This window comes from Streptomyces sp. 8L (genome assembly GCF_020176795.1).
GTDB lineage: Bacteria > Actinomycetota > Actinomycetes > Streptomycetales > Streptomycetaceae > Streptomyces.
Map to the genome: position 1 here is coordinate 1 of NZ_JAIUKE010000294.1, position 15813 is coordinate 15813.

Annotated in this window: 8 protein-coding genes; 2 read left to right on the forward strand and 6 right to left on the reverse strand. The window is 70.9% G+C overall.

Going from position 1 to position 15813, the window contains the following annotated elements; all coding sequences use genetic code 11:
- The first annotated feature begins 1139 nt into the window (after positions 1–1139).
- Complete coding sequence (locus tag LCE31_RS23415; protein ID WP_374118531.1) at positions 1140–5246, forward strand: carboxypeptidase regulatory-like domain-containing protein; 4107 nt, start codon at positions 1140–1142, stop codon at positions 5244–5246.
- Positions 5247–5398: 152 nt separating this feature from the next.
- Here the strand turns inward: LCE31_RS23415 and LCE31_RS23420 are convergent, their stop codons facing one another.
- The 5 genes from LCE31_RS23420 to LCE31_RS23440 all read right to left on the reverse strand — a co-directional run bounded on the left by LCE31_RS23420 (position 5399) and on the right by LCE31_RS23440 (position 12339).
- Complete coding sequence (locus LCE31_RS23420) at positions 5399–6307, reverse strand: trypsin-like serine peptidase (protein ID WP_225017248.1); 909 nt, start codon at positions 6305–6307, stop codon at positions 5399–5401.
- 230 nt (positions 6308–6537) lie between these two features.
- Positions 6538–8220, reverse strand: coding sequence for an ABC transporter family substrate-binding protein (locus LCE31_RS23425; RefSeq protein WP_225017250.1), 1683 nt, complete (start codon positions 8218–8220; stop codon positions 6538–6540).
- Between the two features lie 96 nt (positions 8221–8316).
- Positions 8317–10404, reverse strand: coding sequence for a dipeptide ABC transporter ATP-binding protein (locus LCE31_RS23430; RefSeq protein WP_225017251.1), 2088 nt, complete (start codon positions 10402–10404; stop codon positions 8317–8319).
- Entirely contained in the window at positions 10401–11354 is a 954-nt protein-coding gene (locus LCE31_RS23435; protein WP_225017252.1) for an ABC transporter permease, read from the reverse strand. Before LCE31_RS23435 ends, LCE31_RS23430 begins: the two co-directional genes overlap by 4 nt.
- A 1-nt stretch (position 11355) precedes the next feature.
- On the reverse strand, positions 11356–12339 hold the full coding sequence (locus LCE31_RS23440; RefSeq protein WP_225017253.1) for an ABC transporter permease: 984 nt from the start codon (positions 12337–12339) through the stop codon (positions 11356–11358).
- A 610-nt stretch (positions 12340–12949) separates the two neighbouring features.
- Here LCE31_RS23440 and LCE31_RS23445 point away from each other — a divergent pair.
- Positions 12950–14104 (forward strand): ROK family protein, encoded by a 1155-nt coding sequence (locus LCE31_RS23445; RefSeq protein ID WP_225017254.1) that lies wholly within the window; start codon positions 12950–12952, stop codon positions 14102–14104.
- Positions 14105–14354: 250 nt separating this feature from the next.
- Here the strand turns inward: LCE31_RS23445 and LCE31_RS23450 are convergent, their stop codons facing one another.
- Complete coding sequence (locus LCE31_RS23450) at positions 14355–15776, reverse strand: sugar porter family MFS transporter (protein WP_225017255.1); 1422 nt, start codon at positions 15774–15776, stop codon at positions 14355–14357.
- Between the last annotated feature and the right edge of the window lie 37 nt (positions 15777–15813).

Below are 15813 nucleotides of genomic sequence, written 5' to 3' on the forward strand. Positions count from 1 at the left end.
GACGTCTCCATGACCGCCGACGAAAGCCTGCTTGTGACCGCTACGGACCGCGCCATCCAGCTTGTCCAGACCGCCGCCCCGGCGGCCCCCCCCCCCCGGGCGCCCCCCCCCCCCCCCGCGGGGGGCCTCCCACCCGGCCACGGCACTCCGGGCGGCCACCGGCACGGCGTCGGGCACCGCAGGACGCGCCGACGGCCGCAGCCGCGCGGTCGGCGCCGCCTCCGCCGACACCCCAAGCCTCTCGGCTCCCAGGCTTCACGCCCGGGAGGCAGGGCACCACGAGCGCCGCCAAGCGCTACGACTACAGTCCGTGCGGCGTACGCGACGCAAACCTCCCCGCCAGGGGTGATCCGTCCGGCCCACGTGACACCGGGCAAGTCCGGCCCACGCGACCGCGTCCGCACGGTCCGTCACGGAATGCGCGAAGTTCCGGCGGACGGATTCGTCTCCGCGCCTGAATCCTCTCGTCCTGGCAGAGGAGAGAGAGTCGGCCACTGCGCGAACCGTCCATGTCCGGTGTGACTTTCCCGGAGGGCTCCCGCGTTCCCGCACCAACCCGGCCGGAGCCCGACTCAGGAATGCGGCACTCATCGCAGATGGACGGCCTCGTCGGCCGTCGCGGCCCGCCGGGGTCCCGCCGCCGGACCGTCGCCCGCGCCGAGCCTCCCCGGTCTGCACGCCGTCCCTTTTCGCAGGGTCCGATCCGCCCCAACACCCCCTGAAGCAGGCTGGATTCGAGCGGTGGACAAGTGGTGAATCACTCCCTCAAAGACTCCTCTGATCCGCTTCCACCCGGTCTTACAGGTTTTCCGGGAACTTCATCCGTGAAGTGACCGCATTTCACGCATCAGTAACATCGGACGTATTGACCGGCGCAGCGGAACAGCTCATTAATTGATTCCCGGTGAATGCTTCCATTCGCCGTCGCCCCAGGACCGTTACGGGTCGACCCCTGCTCGCAGCATGGGAGTCACACGGTGCGCACCTCGGAAAGACAGAACAGATCCCACAGATCCGCCAGATCCTCCCGATCCATAAGATCCAAGAGATCCGACCGGTCCGACAGATCCAAGAGATCCAAGAGATCCGCGGGACCGTCGTCGCGCGCCTGGCGGAGAGCCGGAGCGGCGCTCGCCGTCGTGAGCGCGGCGGCGATGGCGGTACTGGGCCTGCAGGGCCCGGCTCTCGCCGCCGCTCCTGCGCACGCGGCCACCTCGGCGCCGTCCACCGCCTCCGGCACGGGCCGTATGTCCTACGAGTCGGCCTGCGCCACCCCGAAGCCGGGTGACGCCACCTGCTATTCCCTGCGCCGCACCGACATCAAGGCCGCCAAGGGCCTCCGCCCCGCCGACGACACACCGGCCGGGGTGGGCGCGAGCGACCTGCGCAGTGCGTACAGCCTGCCCGCCGACGGCGGCGCGGGGCAGACGGTCGCCATCGTCGACGCGTACGACGATCCCAACGCCGAGAGCGATCTGGCCGTCTACCGCGCCCAGTACGGGCTTCCGGCGTGCACCTCCGCGGACGGCTGCCTGACCAAGGTGAGCCAGCGCGGCGGCACCGACTACCCGGCCCCCGACTCCGGTTGGGCCGGCGAGATATCCCTCGACCTCGACATGGTGTCCGCCGCCGCCCCCGACGCGCACATCCTGCTGGTCGAGGCGGACGACCCCAGCTTCGAGAACCTCGGCGCGGCCGTCGACGAGGCGGTCGCCCTCGGTGCGAAGTTCGTGTCCAATTCCTACGGCACCGACTACCGCGGTGGCGGGGGCGAGGACCCGTCCGAGACGACGGAGCTGGACGCCCACTACAACCACCCCGGGGTCGCGGTGGTCGCCTCCACCGGCGACTACGGCTACGGAGTGGGCTACCCCGCCGCGTCGCAGTACGTCACCGCGGCCGGCGGCACCTCGCTGACCCGCGACGCGGACTCCGCGCGCGGCTGGACCGAGAGCGCGTGGGACGGCGCGGGGTCCGGCTGCTCCGCCTACGAGCCCAAGCCGGCCTTCCAGAAGGACACGGGGTGCGCCAACCGCGCCCTCGCCGACGTCTCGGCCGACTCCGACCCGGCCACCGGCGTCTCCGTCTACCAGACCTACGGCAGCGGCGGCTGGTCCGTCTACGGCGGTACGAGTGCGGCGTCACCGCTGATCGCCGCCACGTACGCGAGCGCGGGCACACCGGTGGCGGGCACGTATCCCAACGCCTACCCCTACGCGGCCGACGGCGCCGGGCTCAACGACGTGACGGGCGGCAGCAACGGCTCGTGCAGTCCGAGCTACCTGTGCACGGGTGGCGCGGGCTACGACGGCCCGACGGGACTCGGCAGCCCGAACGGGCTGGAGGCGTTCCGCAGCGGCCCGCACGGCGAGCTGTCCGGCAAGGTCACCGACTCCGCGACCGGCAAGGCCGTGCCGGGGGCGACCGTCAGCGCCGGCTCCAACGTCGCGACGACCGGGGCCGACGGCGGCTACGAACTCACCGTCCCCGCCGGGACGTACGACATCGCCGTCGACGCCTTCGGGTACACCTCCGGCGGCGCCTCCTCCGTCGACATCGCGGACGGCGCCGCGCTGACCAAGGACTTCTCCCTCGATCCCGTCCCGAGCCAGAGCGTCTCGGGGAAGGTCACCGACGGCTCGGGCCACGGCTGGCCCCTCTACGCGAAGATCACCGTCGACGGTGCGCCGGGCGCCCCCGTATGGACGGACCCGGCCACCGGCGCCTACGACCTCTCGCTGCCGGAGGGCCACGACTACACCCTGCACGTCGCCGCCGCCACGCCCGGCTACCACGAGGCCACCAGGACGGTCACCGTGGGCGACGCACCGGTGAGCGCGGGCCTGAGCCTGAAGGCCGATCCGTTCGGGGGCGCGACACCGGGATACACCTCCAAGGACAGCGGAACGACCGAGCCCTTCGACTCCACCACGTCGGCTCCGGACGGATGGAAGGTCGTCAGCGCGGGAGACGGCGGCGGCTGGACGTTCGACGACGCGGGCAAGCGCGGCAACACCACCGGCGGTTCCGGGGCCTTCGCCATCGCCGACAGCGACCACCTGGGCAGCGGAAAGTCCCAGGACACCCAACTCATCAGCCCTGCGTACGACTTCAGCGGGCAGGACAATCCGCTGGTGTCGTTCGCCACCGACTACAAGTCGGCCGCGGGACAGACGGCGTCCGTCGACGCGTCCACGGACGGCGGAGCGACCTGGAAGACCGTGTGGTCCACCGTCGCCTCCGTCAGCGCCCCGGCGCGGATCACCGTCCCGCTGGACGCGTATGCGGACGCCAAGAGCGTCACACTGCGCTTCCACTTCACCGGTTCCTGGGGCTGGTGGTGGGAGGTGGACGACGTCCTGGTCGGACAGCGGGCGCTGACGGCGACCCCCGGCGGCCTGCTCACGGGCACCGTGAGCGACGCGAACACGGGAGCCGGCCTGGCGGATGCCACGGTCAGCGGCGACGACGACCCCGCCGTGCGGACGACGACGGTCGCCACCCCCGACGACCCCGCCCTCAAGGACGGCTTCTACTCCGTCTTCTCGCCCGACCTCGGCAAGCATCCCCTCACCGCGGCGAAGGGGCACTACACGAGCCTGTCGAAGTCCGCGAAGACAGCGGCCGACAGCGTGGTGTCCGCGAACTTCAAGCTCGCCGCCGGTGAACTGAAGGTGACGCCCGGCAGCGTCGGCAAGACCGTCGGCTGGGGCGCCCAGGCCACCCAGAAGCTGACCGTGAAGAACACCGGCGGCGCAGCCGCCACCCTCAAGGTGGGCGAGCAGTCGGGGACGTTCGAGCCCCGGAGCACGCAACAGGGGGCGCCGTTGCAGAAGATCAGGGGAGACTACTCGCCGGAGATGAGCAAGGCCCGTACGGGGCCGTCGCGTTCCGTGGAGAACCCGTCCGCGAAACCGGCCGACAGCCCCTGGCAGAGCGCGCCCGACTCGCCCGAGACGACGATGGGCAATGTCGTCGCCGTCAACGACGGCACGGTCTACTCCGGGTTCGGCTTCACCGGAAGTGACGATTCGAGCAGCCTGTTCGCCCTGGACCCGGCGGCCGGTTCCTGGACGAAGAAGGCGTCTGCCGCCGACAAGCGCGAAGCGCCCGCGGGCGGGTTCATCGACGGCAAGCTCTATGTCGTCGGCGGCTGGGCGACCACGGGGGCCACCGACCCGAAACTGGAGGTCTACGACCCGGGGGCGGACAGCTGGAGCACCGGCGCACCCACTCCGCAGCCCTACGCGGGCGCCGGCAACGCCGTCCTCGACGGGAAGCTGTATGTGATCGGCGGCTGCACCGTCAGCTGCGGCACCACCGACGCCAGTGTGTACGACCCCTCGTCCGACAGCTGGTCAGGGATCGCGGCCTACCCGGAGCCGGTGGCGTGGGAGTCGTGCGGCGGGATCGGCAGCACGCTGTACTGCGCCGGCGGGACCAACGGCACCAGTGACATCAAGCACGCCTACTCCTACGACCCGGGCAGCGACAGCTGGTCCCCGGTCGCCGATGTGCCGACCGCGTTGTGGGGTTCGGCGTACGCGGCGGCCAACGGGCAGCTCGTCGTCTCCGGAGGCGTCAGCCAGAACACCCTCACCAACCGGAGCTATGCCTTCGACCCCTCGGCCGGCGCCTGGAGTGCCCTGCCGAACTCCAACGTCGCGACGTACCGCGGTGGCGGCGGCATCGGCTTCTACAAGATCGGCGGCGGCAACGCTCCCAACACCCCTTCCTCCGTCGCCGAGTTCCTGCCCGGCTACGACCAGGGGGACGCGACAGACGTGACCTGGCTGGGTGAGAGCGCCACTCAGCTGACCGTCAAGCCGGGCGCCAGCGCGACTCTCACGGTCACACTCGACGCGTCGGTCCCCGAGATCACCCAGCCGGGCACTTACCAGGCAGGACTCTCGCTCGCCACCGACACGCCGTACACGGCGCCGAAGATCCCCGTCACCCTCCAGGTGAACCCCCCGAAGACGTGGGGGAAGATCACCGGCACGGTCCTCGGCACGACCGCCGCCGGCAGCGCACCGCTCGCCGGGGCGACCGTCCAGATCGACAGCTGGGCGTCCGGCTACACGCTCAAGACAGCCGCGGACGGTACGTACGCCCTGTGGCTCGACACCCGCAACAACCCCCTGACCGTAATCGTGGCCAAGGACGGCTACCAGCCGACCACCACGACGGTGAAGATCAGCAAGGGGGCCACCGTGACGCGTGACTTCACGCTCAAGAAGCAGTAGCGCGGACCCGCAGGTGTGACGAGGGCGGGCCGCTCCCCCGAGGGGTGCGGCCCGTCTCCGGCGTTTCGTGCGGAGGAGGCCGCACCGCCCGCGGAGGAGGCAGCCGCGCTGCCGTGCCCCCGCCCTGCGCCCGCGCGCCCCTGGTTCTCAGGTCATCGGGTCCCGGCCGGCTTCGGCAGTGCGCAGCCAGCTGCCGCGAGGTCGAGTTTGTTGCCCGTGGTGAAACAGGCCGGGATGCCGTAGGTCTCCTCGGCGTAGCCGGTGCCCTCGTGGATGGTGACGGTGCCCTGTTCGTCCACCTCGCAGGGGTTGTCGAGGGTGCAGCGTTCGCCGTTCTCGTTCGTGGTGTTGTTGACCGCCGTGATCTGCCCCGTCGTCGTGTCGATGACCGGAGAGCCGGAGGTGCCGCCGATGACCTGGCACTCCGGGGTGTAGCGGACCGAGTCCTTCCAGGTCCACTGGTCTTCCTTGAGGCGGTACGCGAACCCGTCGACCGAGCAGTTGTAGGTCTGCTTCCAGTAGCCGGACACCACACTGATCGCGTGGCCCTGCACGGGGTGGGTGGCGGACAGCGTCAGCGGGGCGATCCCGGTAGACTGCTGTATCTGGGCGTAGGTCTGGGTCAGGCGGTACAGCGTGACGTCGGTGTCGGTCATCGTCGAGTAGACGACCTCGTTCGCCTTGAGTGTTCCGGCGCTGCCCGCCGAGGCGTTCAGCAGCGTGAAGGTGCGTGTGGAGGACTGGCCGGTGATGACCTGGCCCGCACTGGGGAAGCCCGTTTCGATGCAGTGGCCGTTCGTCATGACCAGCGCGGGGTCGCCTGCTTGCGAGTTCGGCATACGGACCAGGGAGCCCGAACAGTTGCTGAGTGCGACGGTGCCGGCGAAGGAAGCTGCCCGCGGCGCCGGCGTGCCGCTGTCCGGGGGCGCGCTCGCCGCCGTGGCGGCGTGGGCGGACGGGCCGCCCCCGGCCGGGGCCGCGGCCGCCGTGCCGGTGGTGGTGGCCAGTGCCGCCGCACCGAGGGCCAGGGTGGTCAGGGTGACGAGGAGAGGCTTGCGCATAAAGGGTCGATCCTCTCGGGTCGGCCCGGGAGCCGACCGGCACCCGGACAGCGAAGGGTCGATGCATTGTCTGCACACCGACAATGCACTCGCTACCCCACCGCCCCGTAGTGACGTGTTTCGCACTCTTGACAACTGCCGTGTGCGGCACGGCTGTCCGGGAGGTACGCCCTGGCGGTCGCCGTGCCGCACACCGCACGCGGACCTACAGCTCCGATCCGCGAGGCCGGTTACTTCTCCCAGCCGACCGTCTCCGGGAGGGGGTTGTAGAAGATGGTCGCACCGACGTTGGCGAGACCCTTCTTGACGCCATAGGTCGAGGGGCCGCTGTACAGCGGCAGGAAGGCGTACTGCTTCAGAGCCGTGCGCTCGACCTTGTTGACCGCGGTGATCTGCCGGCCGAGGTCGGCGATCTGGGTGGTGGCCCGGATCTGCTTGTCCAGCGCGGGCGTTCCCGCGCCGGTGATGTTGGAGTCACGGTCCGAGCAGTAGAAGTCGCAGAGGTAGCGGGCACCGAACGGGTCCATGGAGCGGTTGCCCGAGACGAACAGGTCGAAGGTGCGGTCGCTGAGGATCTTGGAGAAGTCGGCCTCGTCGGCCTTCCTGATGTCGAGCTTGATCCCGACGGGCTTCAGCATGGCGGCGAAGGCTCCGGCGGTGGCCTTGGCCAGCGGGTTGTCCCCGAGGAGCGTGTAACCGACTTCGAGCCGCTTGCCGTTCTTGACGCGGATGCCGTCCGCACCCGGCTTCCAGCCGGCCGCGTCGAGCGTCTTGCGTGCGTCATCCGGCGCGTACTTCAGCACGGCCGACACATTGTCCTCGTAGCCCTTCTGGAAGCTGTAGAGCACCGCGGAGCCGGGCAGGGGCTCCTTGTAGTCGAGGCCCTGGAACTGGATCTTCGCGATCTGCGGGCGGTCGACGCTCTCCTCGATCGCCCTGCGGACGTCCTTGTCCGCGAGGACGGGTGACTTCGTGTTGAAGTAGAGCGAGTACTCGAAGGGGCTGCCCCCGCTGCGGATCTCGGTGCCCTTCAGCCCCTTGATCTGCTTGAGGCTCTCCGCGTCGACGGCGGAGGTGTAGTCGATCTGGCCGTTCTTGAACGCGTTGACCGCCGCCGTGGACTCCAGATTGACGTAGACGCGCTTGTCGAGCTTGCCCTTCTTCCCCCACCACTTCGGGTTGCGCACGAAGGTGATGTCGCCCGAGTGCGTGTCCCACGTGGCGACCGTGTACGGGCCCGCGCCCCACTGCGCGTTGGCCTTCTTGACGTACGCGTTGTTGAAGTTGGCGACCGTCGCGGCCTTGGGGTTGAGGAAGGTGGTGAACAGGGTCGACCAGGAGGCGTTGACCCCCTTGAAGGTGATGACGGCCTGCTTGGCGTCCGTGCCCCGCTCGACCGAGGTGATCTGGTCGTAGCCGTCCGTGGACGAGGCGTTGTAGGCCTTGTTGGAGCCGTTGTTGGCCTTCCAGGTCGCCCGGATCGCCCTCCAGTCGATCGGTGTGCCGTCGTTGAAGACCGCCTTCGGGTTGATCGTCAGGGTGACCTTCTGGTTGCCGCCGGCGACCGCGACCTTCACGTCGCTGTAGTAGTCCGGGTTGTACTGCACCGCGCCGGTCGGGGAGTACGTGATCGCGTCGGCGTTGTACCAGGACCAGACCCGGGACGCGGTCAGTGTGGCGTTGACGTTGAAGGGGTTGCCCTGGTCGTCGAAGGTGCCGACGGTGGTGTACGTGCCGCCGTCCTTGATGTTGTCGTACGGCTGGGGGTTGTAGTCGACGGCGGCCGAAGCGGCCTTGGGGGCGTCCTTTCCGGCCTCGTGGCCCGCGTTCTTCCCGGAGGAGGACTGGCACGCGGTGGCGGTGACGGCGAGGGCCGCGACGAGGGCGACGGGCAGGGGCAGTCGTGCGCGCATGGCGAAGGGCTTCCTTCTGGTTCGGTGGGACGGCCGGGGTCCGTGGCGGGCCCGGCCAGGGGCAGGGGGCCGCCGGACGCACGGCCGGGGGTGCTCTCAGACCGCGTGGCAGGTGTACTGGTGGCCGGGGTCCTCGGCCGCGCGGGCCGGCGCGGGGGGCTCCGTACGACAGCGCTCGCGCGTCCCCTCGTCGAGGAGTCGGTGCAGTGGGCAGCGGTCGACGAAGGCGCAGCCGGCGGGCACCTGTGCGGCGCTCGGCTGTTCGCCGTCCAGCACGACGCGTTCGCGCGTGCGTTCCCGCCCGGGGTCGGGCACGGGGATCGCCGACAGCAGGGCCCTGGTGTAGGGGTGCCGCGGATCGGCGAAGACCGCCTCGGTGTCACCGGTCTCGACGATGCGCCCCAGGTACATCACCGCGACGTGGTCGGCGATGTATCTGACCACCGCGAGGTCGTGGGCGACCACGAGGTAGGCCAGGGCGAGTTCGCGTTTGAGCCGGGCGAGCAGGTTGATGACCCCGGCCTGCACCGACACGTCGAGGGCGGAGAGCGGCTCGTCGAGGACGAGGAGTCTCGGCTCCGTGGCCAGGGCGCGGGCGATGCCGATCCGCTGGCGCTGCCCTCCGGACAGCGCGGTGGGGAAGCGGTCGCTCACCGAGGCGTCGAGACCGACCAGTGCCAGCAGCTCGCCGACGCGCGCACGGACCGTGTCGCGGTCCGCGCCGATGGCGCGCAGGGGTTCGGCGAGGAGCTGGTGGACGGGCAGCCGCGGGTCGAGGGAGGCGAGCGGGTCCTGCATGACGATCTGTACGTCGCGCCGCAGCTCCCGTATCCGTGTGGCGGAGGCGGCCGGGCCGACCGCGGTGCCCGCGATCTCGATCCGGCCGCCCTCGGGCCGCCGGAGCCGGAGGATCTCCAGCAGCGTCGTGGTCTTGCCGCTGCCCGACTCGCCCACCAGGCCCAGGGTCTGTCCCGCGCGCAGCTCGAAGCTGACGCCGTTGACGGCGTGCAGGGTCCCGACCCTGCGCTTGAGGACGGCGCCCTTGGTGAGGGGGAAGGTCTTCACGAGGTCGTCGACACGGAGCACCACCTCGCCGCCCGGGGCGCGTGCCGCGCCGGTGTCCCGGTCCTCGTGTGCGGCGGGCCCCGCGGGGTCCAATGTGCCGTCGGCCACTTCACCGGCGCGCAGGCAGGCCGCGTCGCCGTGCCCCGCGACGGGGCGCAGTGCGGGTTCCTCGGTGCGGCAGGCGTCGAGGGCGACCGCGCAGCGGGCCGCGAAGGGGCAGCCGGCCGGGAGGTCCACGAGCGACGGCGGCTCCCCGCCGATCGGAACCAGGGGTGCGCGGACCCCGCCGGCCACGGTCGGCACGGCGGCGAGCAGCCTCGCCGTGTACGGCATGGCGGGCCGGCGGAACAGTGCCTCGACGCCCGCCCGTTCCACGAGGCGGCCCGCGTACATGACGGCGACGTCGTCCGCGTGCCCGGCGACGACTCCGAGGTCGTGGGTGATCAGCAGGAGGCCGGCCCCGGTCTCCCGCTGCGCCCGTCGCAGCACGTCGAGGATCTGCGCCTGCACGGTGACGTCGAGCGCGGTGGTGGGTTCGTCGGCGACCAGGACGGACGGTTTGCCGGCGATGGCCAGCGCGATGACGACGCGTTGGCGCATGCCGCCGGAGAACTCGTGCGGGAAGGCTCTGGCCCGCTCGCGCGGGTCGGGGATGCCGACGAGGTCGAGCAGCTCGACGGCCTGCTCCCAGGCGGCGCGCTTCGTCAGGTCCTGGTGGACGCGGAGGGCGTCGGCGAGCAGCCTCCCGACCGGGAAGATCGGTGTGAGCGCGGAGAGCGGGTCCTGGAAGACCATGCCGATGGAGTCGCCCCGTACCCGGGAGAGCGCCTTGTCGTCGAGGCCGACGAGGTCGCGCCCGCCCAGCAGCACCCGCCCGCGCAGAGCAGCGGAGGGCGGCAGCAGGCCCATGATGCCCATCGCCGTGACGGACTTGCCGGAGCCGGACTCGCCGACGATACCGAGGGTCCTGCCGGGCAGGAGGTCGAAGCTGACGCCGCGCACCACCTCGACGGGCCCGGCCTCCGAGGGGAAGGAGATCCGCAGGTCCCGGACCGAGAGCACGGGGGCGGCGGCGCCGGTGGGCCCGGGCGTGGCGGGCAGGGTGGTGGTGGAGGTCATCGTCTGGCTCCTGCCGCGCCGGTCACGGACGTGGGGTCGAGTGCGTCGCGGAGCCCGTCGCCGATGAAGGTCATCGAGACGGTGAGCAGGACGACGAGGCCGGCGGGGAAGGCGAAGAGCCAGGGTGCGCTGGTGACAGTACCGGCGCCGTCGGCGAGCATCGTGCCGAGGGAGACGTCCGGGGTCTGGACGCCGAACCCGAGGAAGGACAGGGCCGTTTCGCTCAGTACGGTCGCCACGACGCCGAGCGTCAGGTTGACGATCAGGAGCGAGCCGAGGTTGGGGATGATGTGGCGCAGGATGATCCGCGGCGCGCTGACCCCCATGAACTCGGCCGCGGTCACGTAGTCCCTCTCGCGCAGCGAGGTCGAGACGGACCAGATCACCCGCGCGGTGGACATCCAGCCGAACACCGTCAGCACGACGATGAGGACGCGCCAGTCGCCGGCGAGGCGGTTGGAGACCAGGGCGAGGATGAGGAACGAGGGGACGATCAGCAGGAAGTGGATGACGGCGAGTGTCGCCTTCTCGACGCGGCCTTGGAAGTAGGCGGCGCTGGAGCCGATGACGGCGGCCACGACGACGGTCAGGACGGAGACGGACACCGCGATGACGAGGGAGCGCTGGAGTCCGTGCACGGCGGAGGCGTAGATGTCGTTGCCGCCCTGGTTGGTGCCGAACCAGTGGGTGGCGCTGGGCGGTTGGGTGAGAGCGGCGAAGTCGGTGCCGGAATAGGTGTAGGGGGTGAACAGGCCGCCGAACACACTGAACAGCACGAGCAGGACGAAGATCACCACACCGACGAGGGCAAGGCGGTTGCGGAGGAAGCGCCGGAGGTAGAGCCGGCCGAGGCCGAGTTCGCGGTCGGTGCGCCGGGCGGGGGCAGCAGCTTCGGGGCCCTGGTCGGGGGCGGGAAGGACCGGGGTGCCGGTCGTCGCGTCGCTCGCCACGTCAGCTCACTCTCACGCGCGGGTCGAGGAAGACCGTGGCGATGTCCGCGAGGATCGCGCCGACCGCGGTCAGGGCGGCGGCGAACGCGGCCGTCGCGACCGTGCCGTGCACGTCGTTCTTGCTGATGGTCTGGATGAAGTACTGGCCCATGCCGTTCCAGCCGAAGATCGTCTCCGTGATGACGGCCCCGGTGAAGATCGCCGGGACGCTGAACGCGACGGTGGTGGCCGTCGGGATGAGCGCGGTGCGCAGGGCGTGCCTGCGGATCGCCTGGGTCCGGGTGAGTCCGGTGGCCCGGGCGGTGCGTACGAAGTCGGCGTTGATCGTGTCGAGCAGCAGCGACCGCTGCGTCAGGTGGTAGCCGACGTATCCCATCAGGGTCAGGGTCAGGGTCGGCAGGATCAGGTGCAGAAGGCGGTCGCCGATCGTGGGCAGCAGCCCCTGGACGTTCGGGGAGTTCTCACCCGCTACGTAGAGGAAGCGCAGCCCGAGGTGCTGGTTCAGCCAGATGGCGGCGAAGACCACGGCGAGCGCGGCGACCGGCGCCGGGATGTTGAAGACCACGATGGACACGGCCTGCGACACACGGTCCGTCCAGCGGTACTGCCGCGACGCCGTGTACACGCCCAGCGTGACACCGACCACCACGGAGAGGATGGTCGCGAAGACGACCAACTCCGCGCTGACGAGGGCGCGGTAGCCGATCTCGCCGTTGACGGAGACACCGGTGGGGGACTTCCCCCAGTCGAAGCGCAGGACCACGGAGCTGAGCCAGTCCCACCACCGCTCCACCAGCGGCACCCGCGGGTCCAGGTTGTACGGTGCGAGAGCCCGGTCGATCTGTGCCTCACTGCGTACGGGCCGCAGCTCCTTGAAGTTGGAGCGCGGATCGAGGAACCAACTCGCCAGGAAATAGGTCGCGTTGGTCGCCACGACGATCATCAGGAGCCAGCCGGCAGCCTTGCGTGTCACATGGCGCAGCACGCGAGGCACCTCCTCGTCGCACCCGGGAGGTGCGCCTCGGAGGCGTTGGGTCTGTGGGACGTATGCATGTGCCGTGTGGCTTTCTGGGGAACGGGATACGAGCAGCGATGTGCGAGTGCCACAGTCTTGCTCCCGCTCCGGCGCCCCCACCAGGTCTCGGCCGGTCTCGCCACGAGACTGACATGCCGTCGCAGCAAACGGCATGGAATGATCATGGTTTGCGCCTCTCTGCCCTCCGCGCCGCGTCACACCCGTTCACATCGCCGCAATACCGGGATCGGGTCCGGCGCCCCGAGCACCGGGAGAGCGGGCAGACGCAGACGGCGCCACAGCCGGTACGGACCGGCACGGCGCGGTGTCCTCGAAGGACACGGACCGGGAGCGGCGGGACCGACGCCGGCGGGCGGGCGGTGTGCCCAAACCGCCGTCCCCGCCGTCACGTCGAGCCGGAGAGTCGAGCCGGAGCGGCGGCCCGGAAAAGAGACCCGCTCTCACCGCCTGGTCAGGGGATCTGTGTACGCTGGAGGGCGTGCAGACGTCGCCAAAACCGGGTGGAGCGGGGGCGGCCCCGGCCGTCCGGCCGAAGGGGTCATCCCCCGGCGTCGCGTGGGTGACGGCGAACGAGGCCAACAGGGTGCGGGTCCTCCAGCTGCTCTACGACGTGGGCCCGTTGTCCCGCGCCGACTTGGCGAAGCTGACCGGTGTGACGCGTACGACCATCGGCTCCATCGTCCAGCCCATGATCGACAACGGGGTGCTGGTGGAGGGCGCGCCGCGCTCCAGCGGTGCGGTGGGCGGCAAGCCGGCCCGGCCTCTGTGGTTCTCCCGAGACGGACAGCCGATCGGGGCCGTGCACCTCATGCCAGGGCGTGTCCAGGCCGCGGCGGTGAGCCCGGTGGGCGAGGTCCTCGCGACGTCGAGCGGTGTGTTCAGGGCCGAGGCCGCGAACGGCTCGGCCGCCGTCGATCTCGTGGTCGACTGCCTCAGGCGCGTGCTGCCGCCGGGCGGACGCCGCCCGCTGGGGGTGGGCGTCGCCATCGGCGGCATGGTCGACACGGACAGCGGCACCATCGTCGAGGCCAGTCTGGCGCCCGCGCTGTCCGGGCTGCCGCTGGCTCCGCTCGTGTCGCGGCGCCTCGGGCTGCCGGTGCACATCGACCACCACCCCCGCGCGCAGGCGCTCGGCGACCGCTGGTTCGGCCAGGCGCGCGGGGTGCGCTCCTTCGCCTCGCTCTACCTGGCGGACGTGCTGGGGGTGGGCCTGGTCCTCGACGGTGTCGTACAGCGCGGCAGGTCGGGCGCCGGGGGCGAGATCGGGCACAGCGTCGTCGCCCTCGACGGTGACGTGTGCAACTGCGGGCGTCGCGGCTGCTGGGAGACCGTCGCCACGGGGCGGTGGCTGCGCCGGGAGGCGGCACGCAGGGGCCTGCCGGGAGCGGATGGCATGACGCCCGGCCGGCTCACCGCCCTGGTGGGCGAGGGCCGTCCGGCCGCCGGGGAACTCCTCGACCGCTACGCGCGCAACATCGCCGTCGGGATCGTCAATCTCCAGCACGCCCTGGCCCCGGGCCTGTTCCTCCTGCACGGCGATGTGGTGGCGGGCGGCGAGGCGCTGCGCGAGGCGATCGAACGCCACGTCACCGCAGGCGTACTGCCGCACCCCGGCGGCCCGCCGGACATCAGGTTCGCGCGGGACGACGACCACGCCACCCTCCTGGGAGCGGCAGGCATCGTGCTCTCCCAGTCGCTGGGGCTGGTCCACTGACGGGTGGCCCGGACGGACCGACGGTGGCCGGGACGCGCCCGTACTCCGCGTAGGTGAGGGAACACACCGGCCCCGCGTACAGGTGAACGAACACACCGCCGCCACGTACGGGCAGGCGAACACGCCGACATCGCAAACGGGCAGGAGAACACACCGGCCCTACGTACGGGCAGGCGAACACGCCGACATCGCAAACGGGCAGGAGAACATACCGCCCCCTGCCTCGCGCGGCAGGGGGCGGTGCCCGGTCTCAGCCGTGGCGGCCCGGTGCCACGGCCGGCCAGCGGCCGCCGTTGTCCCAGTAGCCGCGGATCTCCTCCAGCGAACGCCCCTTCGTCTCCGGGGCCATCCGGTACAGGAAGACCAGGGCGAGCAGCGACAGGACGCCGAACGCGCCGAAGCCCACCGAGCCGCCCAGGTCGGACAGGACACCGGGGAAGGCGAACGTGGCGATGAGGTTCGCCACGAAGTCGGAGAGCAGCAGGGCCGCTGCGCCGACACTGCGCAGTCGCGCGGGGAACGCCTCACCGGTGTAGACCCAGATCAGCGAACCTATGCCGAAGTAGAAGCCGATGTAGAAGATCCCGATGCCCGCGACGGCGGCGTATCCCGCTCCGGTCGTGATGGTGGACCGCGCGAACACCAGGGCCATCACCAGGTGGCCCGCGACCATGGCCACGGTCCCGATCAGCAGCGGTGGCCGCCTCCCCCAGCGGTCCACCACGAGCATGGACAGCACGACACCGACCGCGGCGACGAGTTGGACCAGCGCGGAGAGCAGGATCGACTCCGACTGGTCGGCGATGCCGGCCTTGTCGAAGATCATCGGGCTGTAGTAGAGGATCGTGTTGGTGCCGGTGATCTGGACGAAGAATCCGAAGGCGATGACGAAGAACGTCGCGCGGGCGTAGCGGCGGGTGAAGATCTCCCGGAAGGTGCCCTGTTCGCCCTGCGCCAGGTCGGCGCGGATCGCCTCCAGTTGGGCGTCCGTGTCCCCGTCGGGCTCCACCCGGCGCAGGGTCGCGCGCGCGTCGTCGTACCGTCCCCGCATCGCGTACCAGCGCGGGCTGTCGGGGAACCGCAGCAGGGCGAGGAGTACCGCGACGGCGGGGACGGCGGAGATGCCGAGCAGCGCCTCCCAGGAGCCGCCGCGGGACAGGGCCCATGCCACGACCAGCGAGATGATCACGCCCGCGCAGGTGAAGAACTGGTAGGCGGTGCCGAGTCTGCCGCGGTTGTGCTCCGAGGCGAACTCGGAGATGAACACCGGGGCGACGACCGTCGACAGGCCGATGGTGACGCCGAGGAAGAGCCGGACGACGGTCAGCCACCAGACCCCGAGCGGCGCCGCGCTCAGCGCCGCGAACAGGGCGAAGCCGCCCGCGACCAGGAGCATCGTCTGCTTCCTGCCGAGCCGGTTGGCGGCCTTCGGCCCCACGGCCGCCCCCACGATGCTGCCGAAGACCACGATGGACGTGATCACGGAGACCCAGAGGGTGCTGAGGTGGTAGTCCTTCTTGAGGAAGACGAGCGCGCCGCTGATCGAGCCGGAGTCGTAGCCGTAGATGAGGCCGAGCGCCGCGGCGACGACGGCGACCTTCGTACCGAGCGGCCTGGCGGTGCCGGCGGGCTCCGCGCCGAGCGCTGCCGCGGTGGCGGCGGATCGGGTCAACGTACGCTCCTCAACTCGGACTTGACGGGGGCGGGGG

What these genes read in the sequence shown, in the direction of transcription:
- LCE31_RS23425 (WP_225017250.1), bottom strand. Translation starts at nt 8,220, where the DNA reads ATGCGCGCACGACTGCCCCTGCCCGTCGCCCTCGTCGCGGCCCTCGCC.
- LCE31_RS23420 (WP_225017248.1), bottom strand. Translation starts at nt 6,307, where the DNA reads ATGCGCAAGCCTCTCCTCGTCACCCTGACCACCCTGGCCCTCGGTGCG.
- LCE31_RS23430 (WP_225017251.1), bottom strand. Translation starts at nt 10,404, where the DNA reads ATGACCTCCACCACCACCCTGCCCGCCACGCCCGGGCCCACCGGCGCC.